The organism is Citrobacter sp. CtB7.12 (assembly GCF_001297795.1).
Classification (GTDB): domain Bacteria; phylum Pseudomonadota; class Gammaproteobacteria; order Enterobacterales; family Enterobacteriaceae; genus Citrobacter_A; species Citrobacter_A amalonaticus.
The window spans coordinates 239,232-259,936 of sequence record NZ_LIFT01000004.1 but is presented as its reverse complement, the minus strand read 5'-3'; the positions used below and the strand labels follow the sequence as shown (position 1 = coordinate 259,936).

The following is a 20,705-nucleotide window of genomic DNA, read 5'->3' as shown; positions in this document are numbered from 1 at the left end:
TAAAACGAACAATTATTCTCAGGAGGGAATATAAAGTGTCAGTTTGCGACGCGAGCGGCATTTTAGGACATATTGCATCATGAATACAGTCCCTGTTTATGGCTGCAAACACCGCGCACCAACAAGCCCGCCGAGACATTCGCGCTGCGGCGACAAAAAGTGTTTGTTAATTCGGCAATTCACGACAAGCATGTAACAAAATAATACATATCTAACCTGCCGTTACGTCTCAATAACCTGAAACCGCCTCTGTTTCGTTTAAATACGGATTATTTCGGTAAAGTTGAGAAAATTATAAGGAATAATCTTAATTATGGTGAGGGTATTGTGGAGAGGGGAGCGTTAAGTTGCGCCAGAAAAATTGTCTTCTGGCGCAGAATTCAAAAATTGACTAGCTGCGGCTTAATACGCCACGACGATAGAGATTACGTTTAATGCGCGTTAAACCAGGTTTTGGTTTACGCGGCTCATCCAGACTCGCCAGGACAATTTCCAGCACGCGCTCTGCAACATCACGATGGCGCTGCGCCACGGCCAGAACCGGGCACTGTAAGAAATCCAGCAGTTCGTTGTCGCCAAAGGTCGCAATCGCCAGGTCGGAAGGCAGCTTACCATCACGACGCAACGTCACATCCATCACCCCCTGCAACAGGGCAAATGAGGTGGTAAACAGCGCCTGCGGCATCGGATGCGTCTCCAGCCATTTTTCAAATAGCTGTGCCGCCGCGTCACGCTCATAGCTGTTGGCATACAGAAAATTCACTTCACGCGGATCGTCTTTCCAGGCCGCACGGAACCCCTGCTCGCGCAGGAAGCTCACAGACAACTCCGGCAGCGCGCCCAGATAGAGCACGGTGTCAGCCGGGAACTTACGCAACTCTGCGGCCAGCATTTCGGCATCGTCCTGATCGGCACCCACGACACTGGTAAAATGTTCACGATCTAATGCACGATCCAGCGCCACAATTGGGAAGGTATCATTGGCCCAGCGTTGATAGAACGGGTGTTCCGGCGGCAACGATGTGGAGACAATGATCGCATCAACCTGACGCTGTAAAAGATGTTCAATGCAACGCATTTCGTTATCAGGCTGATCTTCCGAACAGGCAATCAGCAGTTGATAACCACGCTGGCGCGCCTGGCGTTCAAGATAATTCGCAATACGGGTATAGCTCGTGTTCTCCAGATCCGGGATCACCAGACCGATAGAACGTGTGCGTCCAGCACGCAGCCCGGCAGCCACAGCATTCGGGTGGTAATTATGCTCACGCACCACCGCCATGACTTTTTCGACAGTCTTGTCGCTCACGCGGTATTGCTTTGCTTTTCCGTTAATTACGTAGCTTGCAGTCGTTCGCGATACACCAGCCAGCCGAGCGATTTCATCCAGTTTCACAATTGCCCCTTGCGTAAAATGTACAAACCATAACCATTGTAACGGCATGGGTTAAAATCGGTAACATCTAAGCGCAGAATAGTTACTGCGGCAACCGCTTTTATTCCGGGTTACCACGGATTTCGCAAAAAAATGCCCAACGGAGGACGTTGGGCATATGAATTAACGAAAAGAGAATGATTAGCGCATTATTTTGTCGCCGCGCGATAGTCCCACCACACCGGAACGCGCAACCTCAACGATTTTCGCCACTTCGCGCAGCGTTGCCAGAAAAGCGTCCAGCTTATCGCTGGTCCCCGCCAACTGAACGGTATAGAGGTTTGGCGTGACATCAATAATCTGCCCACGAAAAATCTCCGTGTTGCGTTTCACCTCTTCCCGACCATAGCCGCTGGCCTGAATCTTCACGAGCATGATTTCGCGCTCGACGTGCGCGCCGTGCCCAAGTTCACTGACCCGCAACACATCCACCAGCTTGTGCAGTTGCTTTTCAATTTGCTCCAGTACTTTCTCGTCGCCTACCGTCTGGATGGTCATACGAGAGAGCGTCGGATCGTCCGTCGGCGCGACGGTCAGGCTCTCAATGTTGTAACCCCGCTGAGCAAAAAGGCCGATCACGCGCGACAGCGCACCGGATTCGTTCTCCAGCAGTACTGATAATATCCGGCGCATAATCAGGTCCTCTCCGTTTTACTTAACCACATTTCATCCATCCCGCCGCCGCGAATCTGCATCGGGTAGACGTGTTCGCTGCCATCGACGGTAACATCAACAAACACCAGACGACCGTTTTTCACTTGCGCCAGCGCTTCACTCAATTGACTTTCCAGTTGATCAGGACGAGAAATCTGAATGCCGACATGTCCGTAGGCTTCCGCCAGGCGAACAAAATCAGGCAGCGACTGCATATACGATTGAGAGTGACGACCCGAGTAGATCATGTCCTGCCACTGCTTCACCATGCCCAGATAACGGTTGTTCAGGTTTAGCACCAGAACCGGCAGTTTATACTGCAGCGCGGTCGACAACTCCTGAATGTTCATCTGAATACTGCCGTCACCGGTCACACAGACCACCGTTTCCTCCGGCAGCGCCATTTTTACCCCCAGTGCCGCAGGCAGGCCGAAACCCATCGTACCGAGACCACCAGAGTTGATCCAACGGCGCGGTTTATCGAAGGGGTAATAAAGGGCGGCAAACATCTGATGCTGACCCACATCCGACGTCACATACGCACCGCCATTGGTCAGACGCCAGATAGCCTCAATGACCGCCTGCGGTTTGATACTTTCGCTGTGCGTGTCATATTTCAGGCACTGACGCGCGCGCCAGCGTTCAATCTGTTGCCACCAGTCACGAATATCATCCAGCGGCTGCTGAGCGGATTCCTGCGGCAATAATTCCAGTAACTGCTCCAGCACCTGACGTGCATCCCCGACAATCGGGATATCCGCTGTCACCGTCTTGGAAATGGATGTCGGGTCGATATCAATATGCAACACCGTTGCATTCGGGCAATACTTGGCCAGATTATTCGTTGTGCGATCGTCAAAACGTACCCCAACGGCAAAAATCACATCGGCGTTATGCATCGTCATGTTGGCTTCATAAGTGCCATGCATGCCCAGCATCCCGAGCGACTGACGGTGCGTTGCGGGAAATGCCCCAAGCCCCATCAGCGAAGAGACCACCGGCAGGTTAAGCGTTTCGATGGTCTGACGCAGCTGCTCGTGGCACCCCGCCGTCACCGCCCCGCCGCCGACATAGACAACCGGTTTTTTTGCCGCAACCAGCGTTTGCAGAGCGCGCTTAATCTGCCCTTTATGGCCCGCCGTGGTCGGGTTATACGACCGCATGCTGACTGATTCTGGCCAGGAATAAGGCAGTTTTTTGCCGGGATTAAGAATATCCTTCGGCAAATCCACCACCACCGGACCCGGACGACCGCTCGCCGCCAGCCAGAAGGCCTTTTTCAGCACCTGTGGAATATCTTCCGTCTGCTTCACCAGAAAACTGTGTTTCACCACCGGGCGGGAGATCCCCACCATGTCGCACTCCTGAAAGGCGTCGTAGCCAATCAACGAGGTCGCGACCTGACCGGAAAGAATCACTAACGGAATAGAATCCATATACGCCGTTGCAATTCCAGTAATCGCATTGGTGGCGCCTGGGCCGGAAGTTACCAGCACCACGCCCACTTCCCCCGTTGCCCGCGCCAGGCCATCGGCCATATGCACGGCCGCCTGTTCATGGCGGACGAGCACATGATCGATCCCACCGACCGTATGCAACGCATCATAAATATCGAGGACGGCGCCCCCGGGATAACCGAATACCTGCTTAACGCCCTGATCGATAAGCGATCGGACGACCATTTCGGCTCCAGACAACATCTCCATGGCTTGCCTCACTGAATGACGATTAATGATGTGTAAAACACCTTAACCGCTCCCCAGGACGCAGGCAATTCAGAGAAAGGGGGAAAGACGCCGGAAAATAAGCATAAAAGAGAGGTAAGCGACGAAGAAACGGTGAATTAAACTAAATTTTTCTCAGGTAATGAGAATTAATCGGTTGAAAATGCGCGCATACAGCGAATCATCAATTTTTACGCGAATGAAAGAAAGATAGCCAGACTCAATTCAGAATAAAATGCCAATAAATAAAAAACAGACAGGATAAACCGGATGTCTGCACCCGGTTTATCTCATTCATGCCTAACGCTTGCAGACGGAAGCTAACAGTTCTTCCATCCATTGGTGCCCTTTGTCCCGACCCGCAGCTTCATGCCATGACAGATAACAAGTTCTGCTATTCAATTTTAAAGGTAACGGTAATATTTGTAGATCCAGAGAGGGTGCAAACTCTTCAGCTAACCAGCGAGGGGCAATAGCCACCAGATGCGTTTGCGAAACAACATTAAGCACACTGATTAATGCCATCCCCTGATAGGCTACACACGATTGCGAATCAACCGAGTCATACCAGGGCCGACTAAACGAGTCAAAACGGTCAAGTGAAACGACCGCATGCTGTTCATTATAAACATCGCTTTCCACCAATGGTCCGTTAATGCGTGGATGCTTACGACTGGCGACCAGTACCATTTCGTCATTAAACAATGGAATACTTGTAAATTCAGGACGACGGAATTCTTCATAACTAATAACGAACTCAGTTTCCTGATAACGTAATTGGTGTTCAGTATCCTTATTTAAAGAGGACTTAAATACAACATGAATATTAGGGGCGATTTTTTCAATACGATTATAAATTAAAGAGGTCAGAATATTATCCAGCGGACTGCAAACGCAAAGATGAAACACGCGCTCACTGCTGCCAGGTTCAAATCCTGAACCGGGCAATTCATTCTGCACTAATTGCAGCGCCTGGCGGACGGAACCGAAAAGCTGGAAGGCCCGCGCGGTGGGTTGAATACCGCGACCGTAGCGCACAAAAAGTTCGTCATTAAACATCACTTTAAGACGCGCCACGGCGTTACTTACGGCTGGCTGCGACATGCCGAGAGCATGCGCGGCACGGGTAATATTCTGCTCCTGCATTACCGCATCAAATACAGTCAATAGATTAAGATCAACCATACGAAGTTGCGGTTTATCCATCTCTAAATGATGGGGATTAGGTTTATCAACGGTTACTTCTGGCATACTTAACTCCACTGTCACGCTTAACTCCCTTTTTGCTTGCCGGAATGCAGAGAAATAATCTCAGAAAATATGATTTACCATGCATATAAAATAAGAAAAAGGGCAGAGATAAAATTTCGGAAAACATAAAGGTGCGGGAAGATCGCCGTAAAAACCCCGCATCAGCACGATGTGGAATCCTTCCCCGCACGATAAATCATAAATTTCAATGACGGGAGCAATATAAACATAAGCGACGCCAATAAACAATCATGAGCTTTATGAATAAAATGCTGGCATTCAATTAAATTTTTATATTACTCACGCGTTAATTCTTAACATTAGCTTATCAATTGCCATATTCACCCCCATTATTAATTTATTATTAACTACCATAAAATCTTCAAAATCATATGGATAACTAATTTATTGCGTTCGTGACTTATCAGACTGCCGTGACAGCATTTGAAAAAAAGCGTGCTTAAATATGTCAAACGATGAAAAGTGTAAACCCTCCGCCGTTTTTTCATCGGCAATAACAGAAAAAGTTCAGCACAATTAGCTAAATCCGCCCCTCCCTTTTCTTCTGACTGGTGCGGTGTTTTCAGCGGTGGGGTTGACATCAGTCATCGTATCCAGTACCACTAAAAGCATATCGCATTCGCCTGGAGTTGATTTAATGATTCGTATCGCTCGCTTTAACGGTCTACTACTACTAAACGCATCTTCGTTGCGCGGTAGACTGGTGAGCGGCATTCAGCATTAAGTCGTATCCAGTAAGATAAAAAACCCGCGCCGTTGCGCGGGTTTTTTTATGCTCGAAGCAAGGCGCCCTAAAGACTAAGGACCTAAAACATGAGCCAGCAAGTCATTATTTTCGATACCACTTTACGCGACGGTGAACAGGCGTTACAGGCAAGCCTGAGTGTGAAAGAGAAGCTGCAGATTGCGCTGGCCCTTGAGCGTATGGGTGTTGACGTGATGGAAGTCGGCTTTCCGGTCTCCTCTCCCGGCGACTTCGAATCCGTACAAACTATCGCTCGTCAGGTCAAGAACAGCCGGGTTTGCGCATTAGCCCGCTGTGTGGAAAAAGATATCGACGTCGCGGCTGAGTCGCTGAAGGTTGCTGAAGCCTTCCGTATTCATACCTTTATCGCCACCTCACCGATGCATATCGCTACTAAACTGCGCAGCACGCTGGACGAGGTGATTGAGCGCGCGGTCTATATGGTGAAACGCGCACGTAATTACACCGACGATGTTGAATTCTCTTGTGAAGATGCTGGCCGTACGCCGATCGCCGATCTGGCCCGCGTTGTGGAAGCCGCCATTAATGCTGGCGCTAAAACCATCAACATTCCGGACACCGTCGGTTACACCATGCCCTTCGAGTTTGCGGGCATTATCTCCGGTCTGTATGAGCGCGTACCAAACATCGATAAAGCGATCATTTCCGTCCACACCCATGACGACTTAGGTCTGGGCGTCGGCAACGCGCTGGCTGCGGTTCACGCTGGCGCACGTCAGGTAGAAGGCGCGATGAACGGCATTGGCGAGCGTGCCGGTAACTGTTCGCTGGAAGAGGTGATCATGGCGATTAAAGTTCGCCAGGACATCCTGAACGTCAACACTCGCATTAACCATCAGGAGATCTGGCGTACCAGTCAGTTGGTCAGCCAGATCTGCAACATGCCGATCCCGGCGAACAAAGCGATTGTCGGCAGCGGTGCGTTTGCCCACTCCTCAGGGATCCACCAGGACGGCGTGCTGAAGAACCGTGAAAACTACGAAATCATGACGCCGGAATCCATCGGTCTGAATCAGGTGCAGTTGAATCTGACCTCCCGTTCCGGGCGCGCAGCGGTAAAACACCGTATGGATGAGATGGGTTATAAAGAGAGTGAATACAGCCTGGACAATCTGTACGACGCCTTCCTGAAGCTGGCCGACAAGAAAGGTCAGGTGTTTGATTACGATCTGGAAGCGCTGGCGTTTATTGGCAAGCAACAGGAAGAGCCAGAGCACTTCCGCCTGGATTATTTCAGCGTCCAGTCGGGCTCTAACGATATCGCCACTGCCTCCGTCAAGCTGGCCTGCGGCAGTGACGTGAAAGCCGAAGCGGCTAACGGTAACGGCCCGGTCGATGCCATTTACCAGGCGATCAACCGCATTACCGATTACGACATTGAACTGGTGAAATATAGCCTGTCCGCCAAAGGGCATGGCAAAGACGCACTGGGTCAGGTCGATATCGTCGCCAACTATAACGGGCGTCGTTTCCACGGCGTCGGTCTGGCGACAGACATTGTTGAATCTTCCGCGAAAGCGATGGTGCACGTGCTGAACAACATCTGGCGTGCGGCAGAAGTCGAAAAAGAGTTGCAACGTAAAGCTCAGAACAACGAGAACAACAAGGAAACCGTGTGATGTCGAAGAACTACCATATTGCTGTTTTGCCGGGCGACGGTATTGGTCCGGAAGTGATGACGCAAGCCCTGAAAGTCCTGGACGCTATTCGCCATCGTTTTGAGATGCGCATTACCACCAGCCATTATGATGTCGGCGGCGCGGCGATCGACAACCACGGTCAACCGCTGCCGAAGGCGACGGTGGAAGGCTGCGAACAGGCCGACGCCGTTCTGTTTGGCTCCGTCGGCGGCCCGAAATGGGAACATCTGCCGGCGGACAGCCAGCCGGAACGCGGCGCGCTGCTGCCGCTGCGCAAGCACTTCAAACTGTTCAGCAACCTGCGTCCGGCAAAACTGTATCAGGGACTGGAAGCTTTCTGCCCTCTGCGCGCCGACATCGCCGCGAATGGCTTCGACATTTTGTGCGTCCGTGAACTGACCGGCGGGATCTACTTCGGTCAGCCAAAAGGTCGCGAAGGCAGCGGCCAGCATGAAAAAGCGTTCGATACCGAGGTCTATCACCGCTTTGAAATTGAACGTATCGCGCGCATTGCGTTTGAATCTGCGCGTAAACGCCGCCGTAAAGTGACCTCCATCGACAAAGCTAACGTTCTGCAAACGTCTATTTTGTGGCGCGAAATCGTCAATGAAATTGCCAAAGAATATCCGGACGTTGAGCTGGCGCACATGTACATCGACAACGCCACTATGCAGTTGATTAAAGACCCGTCCCAGTTTGACGTGCTGCTGTGCTCCAACCTGTTTGGCGACATTCTGTCTGATGAATGCGCGATGATCACCGGCTCGATGGGGATGTTGCCCTCCGCCAGTCTGAACGAGCAGGGTTTTGGTTTGTATGAACCGGCGGGCGGCTCCGCACCAGATATTGCCGGCAAGAATATTGCTAACCCGATTGCGCAAATTTTGTCGCTGGCGCTGCTGCTGCGCTACAGCCTGGATGCCGATGACGCGGCATCCGCCATTGAACGTGCGGTTAACCGCGCATTAGAAGAAGGTATCCGCACCGGTGATTTAGCCCGTGGCGCGGCTGCCGTCGGTACCGATGAGATGGGCGACATCATTGCTCGTTATGTCGCACAAGGGGTGTAATCATGGCTAAAACGTTATACGAAAAATTGTTTGATGCGCACGTCGTCTATGAAGCGCAAAACGAAACCCCGCTGCTGTATATCGACCGACATCTGGTGCATGAAGTGACCTCTCCGCAGGCGTTCGACGGCCTGCGTGCGCATGGTCGCCCGGTTCGCCAGCCGGGTAAAACCTTTGCCACGATGGATCACAACGTCTCCACGCAGACCAAAGATATCAATGCGTCCGGCGAGATGGCGCGTATCCAGATGCAGGAACTGATTAAGAACTGTAACGAATTTGGCGTTGAGCTGTACGATCTGAACCACCCGTATCAGGGCATCGTTCACGTGATGGGGCCCGAACAAGGCGTCACCTTGCCGGGAATGACCATCGTCTGCGGCGACTCGCATACCGCGACCCACGGCGCCTTTGGCGCGCTGGCGTTCGGTATCGGCACCTCCGAAGTCGAGCACGTGCTGGCTACCCAGACCCTGAAGCAGGGCCGCGCCAAAACCATGAAGATTGAAGTCAAAGGCACCGCAGCGCCGGGAATCACCGCCAAAGACATCGTACTGGCGATTATCGGTAAAACCGGTAGCGCCGGCGGTACCGGTCATGTCGTTGAGTTTTGTGGCGATGCCATCCGAGCCCTGAGCATGGAAGGCCGCATGACCCTGTGCAACATGGCGATTGAAATGGGTGCCAAAGCCGGATTAGTCGCCCCGGATGAAACCACCTTTAACTACGTCAAAGGTCGTCTGCACGCGCCGAAAGGTAAAGATTTTGATGACGCAGTCGCGTACTGGAAAACGTTGCAAACCGACGCCGACGCACGCTTTGATACGGTTGTCACCTTACAAGCTGAAGAGATTGCTCCTCAGGTGACCTGGGGAACCAATCCGGGCCAGGTGATCTCCGTGACGGACAACATTCCCGATCCGGCGTCGTTTACCGATCCGGTTGAGCGCGCCAGTGCTGAAAAAGCGCTGGCCTATATGGGCCTGAAACCGGGTGTACCGTTAACGGAAGTGGCGATCGATAAAGTGTTCATCGGCTCGTGCACTAACTCGCGTATTGAAGATTTGCGCGCCGCCGCAGAGGTCGCCAAAGGTCGTAAAGTCGCGCCGGGCGTCCAGGCGCTGGTGGTTCCAGGATCCGGTCCGGTCAAAGCACAGGCAGAAGCGGAAGGGTTAGATAAGATCTTTATCGAAGCCGGATTCGAATGGCGTCTGCCGGGGTGCTCCATGTGTCTGGCGATGAATAACGATCGCCTGAATCCGGGCGAACGCTGCGCGTCAACCAGCAACCGTAACTTTGAAGGGCGTCAGGGCCGCGGTGGGCGTACCCATCTGGTCAGCCCGGCGATGGCCGCGGCTGCCGCCGTTACCGGTCATTTTGCCGACATTCGCAGCATCAAATAAGGAGACTCCCATGGCAGAGAAATTTACCCAACATAACGGCCTGGTTGTCCCGCTGGATGCCGCCAACGTCGATACTGACGCCATCATTCCTAAGCAGTTTTTGCAGAAGGTTACCCGCACCGGTTTTGGCGCGCACCTGTTCAATGACTGGCGTTTTCTGGATGAAAAAGGTCAGCAGCCGAATCCGGAGTTCGTCCTGAACTTCCCTGAATACCAGGGCGCCTCGATTCTGCTGGCGCGTGAAAACTTCGGCTGCGGCTCTTCTCGTGAGCACGCGCCGTGGGCGTTGACGGACTACGGCTTCAAAGTGGTGATTGCGCCGAGCTTCGCGGACATCTTCTACGGCAACAGCTTTAACAACCAACTGCTGCCCGTGAAGTTAAGTGATGAAGAAGTCGACGAGTTGTTTACGCTGGTACAGGCGAATCCGGGTATTCACTTCGAAGTGGATCTGGAAGCGCAGGTCGTGAAAGCAGGCGAGAAAACGTATCACTTTAACATCGACGCCTTCCGCCGCCACTGCATGCTGAACGGTCTGGACAGCATCGGGTTGACGCTGCAACACGAAGACGCGATCGCCGCCTACGAAGAGAAACAACCGGCGTTTATGCGCTAAGCCCGCCATGCCGGAAGCACTGCGCTTATCCGGCCTACGGATTTCTGTAGGTCGGATAAGGCGTTAGCCGCCATCCGTCAATCATAATTCAAACGTCTTTCACCCGCCCGGTCATCACCAGCGTAACCAACGAAATCGCCGCAATTACCCAGTATACCGCGAAGTGACCATAGCTCTGAGCAACCGCGCCCTGGATCACCCCCGCCAGAATTACGCCGGTCGAAATACTGTTGGTAAATAGCGTCGTCGCCGATCCGGCCCTGCCCGGCATCAGATCCTGAAACCAGAGCATGCCAATACCGGCAATGATCCCGATAAACGCCGCATTAAACAGTTGCAATATCAGCAGCGCCTGATGGCTGTGGAAGAAAATCAGCCCGAGATAAAACAGCACGCCCGCGGTGACGGCAATAAGCATCATCCGGCGCTTACCGAAGCGTTTTACGTAAAAGCCGGCAAGGATCATGATCGGAATTTCCAGTCCTGCGGCGGTGCCCATCAGGATCCCGGCAAGCTTATCCGGCAGTCCAAGCTCCGCGCTAATCCATAGCGGCATATCGATGATATACATGGTGTTGCAGGTCCACATCAGCGTGGAAGCGATAAACAACATGCGTACGTTTTTATCCTGCCAGCCACCAGTCTGGATCACCGGCGCATCCGCCGGTTGTTCAACGCGGGCGACAGACGGCAGCATAAAGGCAATCAGGATGAAACTGAGCGCAAAAATCGCGGCGGCAATCGAAAACATCACGGTAAAACCGTAATTCAGCGCCAGCATAAAGGCCATCGGCGGACCAATCACCCACGCCAGTGAAAGCTGCGCACGCATCACAGAGCTGAACATCACCACTTCTCGCGCCGAGCTGTCGGCATATTCCCGCGCCAGCGCGAACAATTGCGGCATCGCGGTATTTGCCAGCGACGCCAGCAGTACGCCGCAGGTGATCAGCGTCAGGTAGTGGCGATTAAAGGCAAACAGCAGCGCATTACCGATGGCCATCAGGCAACAAAACAGAATCAGCTTGCGCCGGTCTCCCTGGCTGTCCGAGCGTTTTGCCAGCGCAAGACTTACGCCAATCCCGGCGATGGCGTTAACGGTGTAAAACAGCCCCACCCAGAACGGCTGCGCCCCGACCTCGCGACTGAGAAACAGGCTCAGCGTCGGCGCCTGTAGCGCCCCCGCCACGCCCATCATAAATGCGACGAGCATAAACGCCGCGTAAACACCGTTGAGACGTCGTCCCATCGTCATTAACCAGAGCATATCTTTCCTTAGTCAGCGCAGCCGAAACGAAAAAAGCCAGCAGATAATACCTGCTGGCGCGGTGATTAACACCAATACTCAGTCACACATGATGTCTGCTACTCCAGGGTCAGGCTGTCACCTCCCACTGCATCAGTTCTTCCAGCATCTTTAAGCGCTGCGGCGCGCTCAGGCAAGCCAACCAGGACAACCCTTCTGTCGCGGCAAAGTACTTCTGATAAAACTGGCGCATATAGATGACCCCGTCATAGTGCTTCATCGGAATGTATTATTGGCCTAATATAGGGATAATAAAATTGCTGAGTTTTCCGCAGGAGTTCCCCTTTTATGTCTTCTGGCCGTCTGCAACAACAGTTCATCCGCTTGTGGCAATGCTGCGACGGCAAAACACAGGACACCACGCTCAACGAACTGGCGGATCTGCTGAGCTGCTCGCGCCGTCATATGCGCACGCTGCTCAATACCATGCAGGAGCGCGGCTGGCTGACGTGGGAGGCGGAAGTGGGACGCGGAAAACGTTCACGCTTAACCTTCCTGTATACCGGACTGGCGCTCCAGCAACAGCGCGCGGAAGATCTGCTGGAGCAGGATCGCATCGATCAACTGGTGCAACTGGTCGGCGACAAAACGGCCGTGCGGCAGATGCTGGTTTCCCATCTGGGCCGCAGCTTCCGTCAGGGCCGTCACATCCTGCGCGTACTTTACTATCGTCCCATGCAAAATCTGCTGCCCGGCAGCGCACTGCGTCGCTCAGAAACCCACATTGCCCGCCAAATCTTCAGCGCCCTGACCCGCGTAAATGAGGAAAATGGGGAACTGGAAGCCGACATAGCCCACCACTGGCAGCAAATCTCCCCCCTGCACTGGCGCTTTTTCCTGCGTCCGGGGATCCATTTTCACCACGGTCGTGAACTGGAAATGGACGATGTGGTGTCGTCACTGACACGCATTAACGTCTTACCGCTCTATTCGCACATCAGCGAGATCGTTTCACCCACGCCCTGGACGCTGGACATTCATCTTTCGCAACCCGATCGCTGGCTGCCGTGGCTGCTGGGCCAGGTCCCGGCGATGATCCTGCCGCGCGAATGGGAAACCCTGAGCAATTTTTCCAGCCATCCGATTGGCACCGGCCCATACGCGGTGATACGGAATACTCGTAATCAGCTGAAAATTCATGCATTTGATGATTTCTTCGGTTATCGGGCCCTGATTGATGAAGTGAACGTCTGGGTTCTGCCGGATATAGGCGACGAGCCAAACGGCGGCCTGACGCTGAAAGGTCCCACGGAAGATGAGAAGGCTATCGAAAGCCGCCTGGAAGAGGGATGCTATTATCTGTTGTTCGACGCCCGCACCCATCGCGGCGCCAATCAGGAGGTTCGGGAGTGGGTCAGTCGCGTACTGTCACCAAGTAACCTGCTTTACTATGCCGATGAACAGTATCAACGTCACTGGTTCCCGGCCTATGGCTTACTGCCCCGCTGGCATCACGCGCGACCGGGTCACGGCGAGAAACCTGCCGGGCTGGAGACGCTCACGCTGACCTATTATCACGAACACATCGAACATCAGGTGATTGCACAGATCATGAGTCAGCTTCTGGCTGAACATCAGGTGAAGCTAGAGATTCAGGAGATCGACTACGATCAATGGCATGCCGGGGAAATTGAAAGCGACATCTGGCTTAACAGCGCCAACTTCACCCTGCCGCTCGACTTCTCTTTGTTCGCGCATCTGTGTGAAGTCCCGCTGTTACAGCACTGCATTCCGCTGGACTGGGAAGCCGACGCCGCGCGCTGGCGCACCGGCGAAATGAATCTGGCCATGTGGTGTCAGCAATTGCTTGCCAGCAAAGCCATTGTCCCGCTGATCCACCACTGGCTGATTATTCAGGGCCAGCGCAGTATGCGCGGCCTGCGCATGAACACCCTCGGCTGGTTCGACTTTAAATCCGCGTGGTTTGCGCCGCCGGATCCATGATTGCCGCAACGCGGCAAAATCACTACACTAACGCCGTTCTCAACGGGGTGCTAATAAACATACACAAAATCATTCAAGCTGCAGCAAGGCGGCAAGCGAGTGAATCCCAAGGAGCATAGAACACTATGTGACTGGGGTGAGCGGACGCAGCCAACACAGAGGCTGCTTGAATGATGAAGCGTATGGGCTGAGATAATACCCGTCGAACCTGATCCGGATAACGCCGGCGAAGGGATTTGAGGCTACTGCTCAAAATCCTTTGCCACCCATCTTTTGAGGTGCAAAGTGTTGAAAAAATGTCTTCCCCTTTTACTCCTGTGCGCAGCGCCTGCCTTCGCAAAACCGGTTCTCACCGTCTACACCTACGACTCGTTCGCCGCAGACTGGGGCCCTGGCCCGGCGGTGAAAAAAGCCTTTGAAGCCGACTGCAACTGTGAACTGAAGCTGGTGGCGCTGGAAGATGGCGTGTCGTTACTTAATCGCCTGCGAATGGAAGGGAAAAACAGCAAGGCCGACGTGGTGCTGGGACTGGATAACAACCTGCTGGAAGCGGCGACGCAAACCCAATTGTTCGCGAAAAGCGGTGTCGCCAGCGAGGCGGTCAATGTCCCAGGCGGCTGGAAGAATGACACCTTCGTCCCGTTTGATTACGGCTACTTCGCTTTCGTATATGACAAAAACAAACTGAAAAACCCACCGAAAAGCCTGAAGGAGCTGGTCGAGAGCGATCAGAAATGGCGGGTGATTTATCAGGATCCGCGCACCAGTACGCCAGGACTTGGGCTGATGCTGTGGATGCAGAAAGTGTATGGCGATAAAACACCGCAGGCGTGGCAGAAGCTGGCGGCCAAAACCGTCACTGTCACCAAAGGCTGGAGCGAAGCTTATGGCCTGTTCCTGAAAGGTGAAAGCGATCTGGTGCTGAGCTACACCACCTCTCCGGCGTATCACATCATCGAAGAGAAAAAAGAGAACTACGTGGCGGCCAACTTTAGCGAAGGCCATTACCTGCAGGTGGAGGTCGCCGCGCGTACTGCAGCCAGTAAGCAGCCTGAGCTGGCAGAAAAGTTCCTCAAATTCATGGTGTCACCCGCGTTCCAGAATGCTATCCCGACCGGCAACTGGATGTATCCGGTGGCAAATGTCACCCTGCCTGCCGGGTTCGAACAACTAACTAAACCCGCAACGACCCTGGAATTCACGTCAGCGGAAGTGGCGGCACAACGCCAGGCATGGATTAGCGAATGGCAACGCGCCGTCAGCCGTTAATTGCCGGCTGGCTGATCCCTGGCCTTTGTGCCGCCACGTTGATGGTGACGGTGGCGCTGGCCGCATTTCTGGCATTGTGGTTCAACGCGCCGCAGGCGGCGTGGTCCTCGCTGTGGCAGGACAGCTACCTGTGGCACGTGGTGCGTTTTTCCTTCTGGCAGGCCTTCCTGTCGGCGGTGCTTTCTGTTGTTCCAGCCATCTTCCTTGCCCGTGCACTGTACCGACGCCGTTTTCCGGGGCGTCTGGCCCTGCTGCGCCTGTGCGCCATGACGCTGATCCTCCCGGTGCTGGTTGCGGTGTTTGGTATTCTCAGCGTCTATGGACGCCAGGGGTGGCTGGCTTCGCTCTGGCACGTGCTTGGACTGGAGTGGACCTTCTCGCCTTACGGGTTGCAGGGCATCCTGCTGGCTCACATCTTTTTTAATCTGCCGATGGCAAGCCGTCTGTTGTTGCAATCACTGGAGAATATCCCTGGCGAGCAGCGTCAGCTTGCCGCCCAACTGGGTATCCGCGGCTGGCAGTTCTTCCGCTTTGTCGAGTGGCCATGGCTGCGTCGCCAAATCCCACCGGTCGCTGCGCTGATTTTTATGCTCTGTTTTGCCAGTTTCGCCACCGTGCTGTCGCTGGGCGGCGGGCCGCAGGCGACCACCATTGAGCTGGCGATTTATCAGGCGCTGAATTTCGACTACGATCCTGCCCGTGCCGCCATGCTGGCGCTGATCCAGATGGTGTGCTGTCTGGCGCTGGTGCTCCTCAGTCAACGATTGAGTAAAGCTATTGCTCCCGGCACAACCCTGGTTCAGGGATGGCGCGATCCGGACGATCGGCTGCACAGCCGTTTAACCGATGCCCTGCTGATCGTCCTCGCGCTGCTGCTGTTGCTTCCACCGTTATTGGCGGTGATGGTCGACGGGGTGAATCGCCATCTGCTGGACGTGCTCGCGCAGCCCATTTTGTGGCAGGCGGTGTGGACTTCGCTGCGTATTGCGCTGGCAGCGGGTCTGCTGTGCGTGATCCTGACGATGATGCTGCTGTGGAGCAGCCGCGAACTGCGCGCCCGTCAGCAGTTGTTGGCAGGACAAGCGCTTGAGCTAAGCGGGATGCTTATTCTGGCGATGCCAGGCATTGTGCTGGCCACCGGCTTCTTCCTGTTGCTCAATAACAGCATCGGCCTGCCGGAGTCCGCTGACGGCATCGTGATTTTCACCAATGCGCTGATGGCCATTCCCTACGCGTTGAAAGTGCTGGAAAACCCGATGCGCGATATTACCGCCCGCTACACCATGCTGTGTCAGTCGCTGGGGATTGAAGGCTGGCAGCGGCTAAAAGTGGTAGAACTGCGGGCATTGAAGCGTCCGCTGGCGCAGGCGCTGGCCTTTGCCTGTGTGCTGTCTATCGGCGATTTTGGCGTGGTGGCGCTGTTCGGCAACGATGATTTCCGCACCCTGCCGTTTTATCTGTATCAGCAAATTGGCTCTTACCGCAGTCAGGACGGTGCCGTCACTGCGCTCTTATTGCTGATCCTGTGCTTTATTTTATTTACCGTTATTGAGACGTTACCGGGGCGAAATGTTAAGACTGACTGATATCACCTGGCTCTACCACCATTTGCCCATGCGCTTTACGCTGTCTGTGGCGCGCGGTGAACAGGTGGCGATTCTGGGGCCAAGCGGCGCAGGGAAAAGTACGTTACTGAGTCTGATTGCCGGTTTTCTCACGCCTGCCCGCGGCACCCTGTTGATCGAAGGGGAAGACCACACCACCACGCCGCCATCACGTCGCCCGGTTTCGATGTTGTTTCAGGAGAACAATCTGTTCAGCCATCTAAACGTTGAGCAAAACATCGGTCTGGGGTTGGATCCAGGACTGAAATTAAGCGCCGAACAGAAAGAGAAGCGCCTGCATATCGCGCAACAAATGGGGATCGAGACGCTGATGGCCCGCCTGCCCGGAGAGCTTTCCGGCGGTCAACGCCAGCGTGTGGCACTGGCGCGCTGTCTGGTGCGCGAACAGCCGATCCTGCTGCTTGACGAGCCCTTTTCAGCCCTCGATCCCGCGCTACGTCAGGAGATGCTGACCCTGGTAAGCGATATCTGCCATGCCCGGCAACTGACGCTACTGATGGTGTCGCACAGTGTCGAAGATGCGGCGCGCATCGCCCCGCGCTCAGTGGTCGTGGCCGACGGTCGCATCGCGTGGCAGGGCGAAACGGATGAGTTGCTGAGCGGTAAAGCCAGCGCCTCAGCGCTGTTGGGGATTAAAAAATAATGGATTGCCGGATGGCGCTTACGCTTATCCTGCAGGAATATCAGTAGCCCACCACTTTTTGCAGAATATCGAGATACATCGGCATCAGCGGGTGGCGAAGCAACGTCACCAGCGCAACAATCCCCATCCCCAGCACGATCGGCGCCAGCCAGAGCAGACGTCTTTTTGGCAGGTAATGCGTTAAGCGGTCCGTCGCGGCTTTTCCACTACGCCACAGGCGCCAGCACAGCCAGCCACCGAACCACAGCAGGATGGCTGTCGCCAGCAGCAGCCACTTAAACTCGCCACTTTGCATACCCGCCGGAATATCAATTGCCGCACCAGCCAGAATCCCCGGCAGAAAATAAAATGGCGGCCAGAGCAGGCAGCCAATAATGTTGGGCGTGATGAATTTCGCCACCGGCAGATCGAGCATTCCGGCGACCATCGGCACCAGCGGGCGCGTTGGACCAACAAAGCGTCCCACCAGAATCGTGAACATACTGTGCTGATGCAGTGCGTGCTCGGTTTTATCGAGCAGCGCTTTGTTCTTTTTCATGAACGACCAGCGGTGCAGCGGTTTTTTGAAGCGCCAGCCCAGCCAGAACGAGATCCAGTCGCCAAGCAGACAGCCGATAATTCCCGCCAGCCATGCATGCCAGAAGTTGAGTTCCCCGCTGCCTATCAGGGCGCCCAGCCCGGCCATCAATACCGTTCCCGGTAAAATCAACCCCACCAGCGCCAGCGATTCCAGGAAGGCCACCAGCGCCACAGCAATCAAAGCGTACATGGCGGACTGGAGAATAAAGTGTTCCAGCAATGCTTGCATAATGCGTCCGTCAGTTTTACGAAACAGGGATTCTGCAAACCCATCCCTGCGACGTCAAGCGACCAATCATCTGAATAGTTACAGGTTATGACATCTTCACGGGCACATCATTCACTTTTTCTTCACAACCGCACGACGGCATGCTGTAAGGCCAGGCATTTGAGTCATCTCACTGTTTCGTAGTATTCCAGTTCAAGGGCATCCCTTTTTTGGTGTACACAATACCGTTGGTAGTTATCAGCGTAATCACGCTGATCGTGATACACCCACAAACAATTATATTTCACAGAAGGACTTAATTGCTGCAAAAAATCTAATAAACATGTTTTTTTAGCAATAATATCATTAATATTGCTCCACTTTATGACAACATAGGTATGTTGATCATCCAGGTCATAATAATGTTCATATTCAACTTCTTTTGATAGTTGTGGTACCTTTTTCAGAATATCAGGGGTATATAACCAGTAAGAAATAATGTCATCACGTCTGTAATGATGATCCCCTGACATCAGAGCAAAACAACCAAAGAAGACGATAAAAGGGAACAGAAGCAATGACAATAATAGTAAAATCCATTTTTTCATGTTCACCATTGCCTCTGTGGTGAGTGAGAGTGAAGAAGAAAAAAAAGTGGACGTTCAAAGGGAGAGTCAGCATAATTTGTCGTATCAGATACTGACACTGAACCATAAAGCTCATGGTTTATCCTGTCTTTGTTCTTAAAAAAACCATTGACAGGACTATTATGAAACTGATTATATAATACACCGGGAAATGAACCATCCAGAGGTTTTATATAACTTAACCATTCTGGAAGAAGTTTTTTGATAGGTTCACCATATTTAAATGGTGATATCGTCGAAAATAGTTTGGGCGAAAACTCTTTATTCTTAAAAGTACCTATCGGATCATGAGCATCCCATATTTGTATGGCTGTTTCATAGGATACGGGGTTCGCCAGCCAAAGTGGATCTGGACCAGTGCCAAAAACACGATAAAAACCAACTAAATCAGAAAGTAAGTCCTCAACGCTAAAACCACTATCGGTATACCAGTTGAAGAGAATTGAGTCTTGCCATGCTTCAAATCTTTTTGCAGTTCCATACATAATGGTTAAGGCAACCTTTGCCTTAAGGGCAGGAGAAAGGCATGAGCGAACCATAACCTGCGTATGTACACCAGTATGAAAATTCAGGTCAACACCAAATAATCTTCTCCTTACTTCCATTTCCTGGTAATAATTTACTGGGAAGTACCAGTCATTGAATTTTTCATAGTATTTAGCAAAATTTTCTTGTTCCAGTTTTCTCTTTAACACTCTGGCATCATTCCCTTGCGCATGACCTAAATCAATCCATCCCAATTCCTCAGTATAAACAAGCCCATTATTTTTTGTTGTGGCAAACATACCATCAGTAATATCCATACGCTTACTCATCTGATACTTCCTTATATGAAAATTTTTATAGCAGATGAAGTTTTACAGAACAAATACAATGTTCTTATTTTTTATAGCGAACGATACACGAAATATATTATTCACAACCGGCACGGAACTCGCTCGGACTGGCGCCAGTACATTTTTTAAAGACGCGGGAGAAATAGAGCTGGTCGTCGAACCCGACATTGCGTCCAACGGTAGCAATCGGCATGCGTGTTGTACTGAGCAGCAGCTTCGCCTGGCTGATCCGCTGATCCTCACGCCAGCTCAACACGCTGATACCCAACTGTTGACGGAACAGGTGCGACAGGCGCGATGGCGACAGGCAGACATGCTGAGCAACGCTGGCAATATCGAAGTGGCTGTCCGCCAGATGATCGCTGATGTACTGACAGGCATCGCGCACGCGGTTATCCATCGGCGGATGCAGCGAAGCGTTGATCGCCTCCATGCGCCTCAGCAGTAACTGCTCCAGCAGGTTGATCGCCAGCAGTTCAGAGTAGCGCCCTTCCCCCTGTCCGGCGTGGATAATTTGGCCGAATAGCTCATTAAAGTGCGGCTGATGCGCTTCGTCCGGACGGAAAAAACCGGTCTGCGCAAAAATGGACGGCCAGGTGAGCCACTCCTGCCAGTAGGCGCGGGGACGAAAGTAAACCCACTGGTGATACCACTCGCTGGCATCCGGATGGCGTCCGTAGTGATGAATTTCACCCGGCGGGAACAACAAAATGTCACCGGGTCGGCAGACAAACTCCCGTCCCTGATTTTTAATCACCCCTTCCCCCCGAATCGTGAGGTTAAGGATATAGCCTTTCATCCCCAACGGCCTGTCGATAAAAAAATCCAGATATCCGTTGGCGTCTATCGGCGTTAAACCGGCGACCAGATGCGCGTTAAACGAGTACCCTGGCAGGAGAGGGTCATTTTGCGGTTCAGCCATAATTTCACGACTCCCGAGGTTCAGTGAGGAAACAAATTGTCCATATTACGCAGGACAGTATGGTTTGCGTCCTGCCTTGTTGCCGCACCATCACGGGCGGCCCCATCAACCCCGCTTGTGAAAAGCATTATGTCACGACTCAGTAC

At 53.0% G+C, this 20,705-nt stretch carries 19 protein-coding genes and 1 riboswitch; of the genes, 9 read left to right on the top strand and 10 right to left on the bottom strand.

All coding sequences use genetic code 11. From position 1 onward, the window contains the following. Window positions 1-391 precede the first annotated feature (391 nt). The 4 genes from cra to leuO all read right to left on the bottom strand — a co-directional run bounded on the left by cra (window position 392) and on the right by leuO (window position 5,064). The gene (gene cra / locus AOY24_RS07900) at window positions 392-1,396 is read right to left on the bottom strand and encodes a catabolite repressor/activator (protein WP_042997944.1); all 1,005 of its coding nucleotides are present in this window, start codon (window positions 1,394-1,396) and stop codon (window positions 392-394) included. A 180-nt stretch (window positions 1,397-1,576) separates the two neighbouring features. Next, window positions 1,577-2,068, bottom strand: coding sequence for an acetolactate synthase small subunit (gene ilvN / locus AOY24_RS07895; RefSeq protein WP_042997945.1), 492 nt, complete (start codon window positions 2,066-2,068; stop codon window positions 1,577-1,579). A 2-nt stretch (window positions 2,069-2,070) separates the two neighbouring features. Further along, window positions 2,071-3,795 carry an acetolactate synthase 3 large subunit gene (gene ilvI, locus AOY24_RS07890; RefSeq protein ID WP_061070525.1) on the bottom strand — a complete coding sequence of 575 codons (1,725 nt, stop codon included), beginning with the start codon at window positions 3,793-3,795 and terminating at the stop codon, window positions 2,071-2,073. A 318-nt stretch (window positions 3,796-4,113) separates the two neighbouring features. After that, window positions 4,114-5,064, bottom strand: coding sequence for a transcriptional regulator LeuO (gene leuO / locus AOY24_RS07885; RefSeq protein WP_042997947.1), 951 nt, complete (start codon window positions 5,062-5,064; stop codon window positions 4,114-4,116). Window positions 5,065-5,722: 658 nt separating this feature from the next. On the opposite strand from leuO, the gene leuL reads away from it, so the two are divergent. From leuL to leuD, 5 genes are all read left to right on the top strand, one after another. Beyond that, on the top strand, window positions 5,723-5,809 hold the full coding sequence (leuL, locus tag AOY24_RS24830) for a leu operon leader peptide (protein ID WP_042323878.1): 87 nt from the start codon (window positions 5,723-5,725) through the stop codon (window positions 5,807-5,809). An 89-nt stretch (window positions 5,810-5,898) separates the two neighbouring features. Beyond that, window positions 5,899-7,470, top strand: coding sequence for a 2-isopropylmalate synthase (gene leuA, locus AOY24_RS07880; protein ID WP_044255506.1), 1,572 nt, complete (start codon window positions 5,899-5,901; stop codon window positions 7,468-7,470). Next, complete coding sequence (gene leuB / locus AOY24_RS07875) at window positions 7,470-8,561, top strand: 3-isopropylmalate dehydrogenase (RefSeq protein ID WP_054176447.1); 1,092 nt, start codon at window positions 7,470-7,472, stop codon at window positions 8,559-8,561. Before leuA ends, leuB begins: the two co-directional genes overlap by 1 nt. A gap of 2 nt (window positions 8,562-8,563) precedes the next feature. Further along, window positions 8,564-9,964, top strand: coding sequence for a 3-isopropylmalate dehydratase large subunit (gene leuC, locus AOY24_RS07870; protein ID WP_042997950.1), 1,401 nt, complete (start codon window positions 8,564-8,566; stop codon window positions 9,962-9,964). 10 nt (window positions 9,965-9,974) lie between these two features. Continuing rightward, window positions 9,975-10,580: a 3-isopropylmalate dehydratase small subunit gene (gene leuD, locus AOY24_RS07865; protein ID WP_044255511.1), complete on the top strand. Its 606-nt coding sequence runs from the start codon at window positions 9,975-9,977 to the stop codon at window positions 10,578-10,580. Window positions 10,581-10,668: 88 nt separating this feature from the next. Here leuD and AOY24_RS07860 read toward each other — a convergent pair whose 3' ends face one another. Together AOY24_RS07860 and sgrT are read right to left on the bottom strand one after the other, a co-directional pair. Next, window positions 10,669-11,847: a sugar efflux transporter gene (locus AOY24_RS07860; RefSeq protein ID WP_042997952.1), complete on the bottom strand. Its 1,179-nt coding sequence runs from the start codon at window positions 11,845-11,847 to the stop codon at window positions 10,669-10,671. 109 nt (window positions 11,848-11,956) lie between these two features. Next, window positions 11,957-12,079, bottom strand: a complete 123-nt coding sequence (sgrT, locus tag AOY24_RS07855) for a glucose uptake inhibitor SgrT (RefSeq protein WP_042323887.1) — start codon at window positions 12,077-12,079, stop codon at window positions 11,957-11,959. A 95-nt stretch (window positions 12,080-12,174) separates the two neighbouring features. Here sgrT and sgrR point away from each other — a divergent pair, with 95 nt between their 5' ends. From sgrR to thiQ, 4 genes are all read left to right on the top strand, one after another. After that, window positions 12,175-13,830, top strand: coding sequence for an HTH-type transcriptional regulator SgrR (gene sgrR / locus AOY24_RS07850; RefSeq protein ID WP_044255516.1), 1,656 nt, complete (start codon window positions 12,175-12,177; stop codon window positions 13,828-13,830). Window positions 13,831-13,863: 33 nt separating this feature from the next. After that, a riboswitch (TPP riboswitch) is annotated at window positions 13,864-14,083 on the top strand. 32 nt (window positions 14,084-14,115) lie between these two features. Beyond that, window positions 14,116-15,099 carry a thiamine ABC transporter substrate binding subunit gene (gene thiB, locus AOY24_RS07845; RefSeq protein ID WP_042997954.1) on the top strand — a complete coding sequence of 328 codons (984 nt, stop codon included), beginning with the start codon at window positions 14,116-14,118 and terminating at the stop codon, window positions 15,097-15,099. Beyond that, window positions 15,075-16,685 carry a thiamine/thiamine pyrophosphate ABC transporter permease ThiP gene (gene thiP, locus AOY24_RS07840; RefSeq protein ID WP_042997955.1) on the top strand — a complete coding sequence of 537 codons (1,611 nt, stop codon included), beginning with the start codon at window positions 15,075-15,077 and terminating at the stop codon, window positions 16,683-16,685. Before thiB ends, thiP begins: the two co-directional genes overlap by 25 nt. After that, window positions 16,669-17,367 carry a thiamine ABC transporter ATP-binding protein ThiQ gene (gene thiQ, locus AOY24_RS07835; protein WP_044255522.1) on the top strand — a complete coding sequence of 233 codons (699 nt, stop codon included), beginning with the start codon at window positions 16,669-16,671 and terminating at the stop codon, window positions 17,365-17,367. The genes thiP and thiQ overlap by 17 nt, the downstream gene beginning before the upstream one ends. Window positions 17,368-17,407: 40 nt before the next feature. On the opposite strand, the gene AOY24_RS07830 is transcribed toward thiQ, so the two are convergent. The 4 genes from AOY24_RS07830 to araC all read right to left on the bottom strand — a co-directional run bounded on the left by AOY24_RS07830 (window position 17,408) and on the right by araC (window position 20,559). Next, the gene (locus tag AOY24_RS07830) at window positions 17,408-18,175 is read right to left on the bottom strand and encodes a DedA family protein (protein WP_042997957.1); all 768 of its coding nucleotides are present in this window, start codon (window positions 18,173-18,175) and stop codon (window positions 17,408-17,410) included. A gap of 164 nt (window positions 18,176-18,339) precedes the next feature. Beyond that, window positions 18,340-18,762 (bottom strand): hypothetical protein, encoded by a 423-nt coding sequence (locus AOY24_RS07825; RefSeq protein ID WP_046401625.1) that lies wholly within the window; start codon window positions 18,760-18,762, stop codon window positions 18,340-18,342. Window positions 18,763-18,764: 2 nt separating this feature from the next. After that, a complete protein-coding gene (locus AOY24_RS07820; RefSeq protein WP_054176446.1) occupies window positions 18,765-19,616 on the bottom strand; it encodes a hypothetical protein in 852 nt (283 codons plus the stop codon). Between the two features lie 97 nt (window positions 19,617-19,713). Further along, on the bottom strand, window positions 19,714-20,559 hold the full coding sequence (gene araC, locus AOY24_RS07815; RefSeq protein ID WP_044255526.1) for an arabinose operon transcriptional regulator AraC: 846 nt from the start codon (window positions 20,557-20,559) through the stop codon (window positions 19,714-19,716). Window positions 20,560-20,705 lie beyond the last annotated feature (146 nt).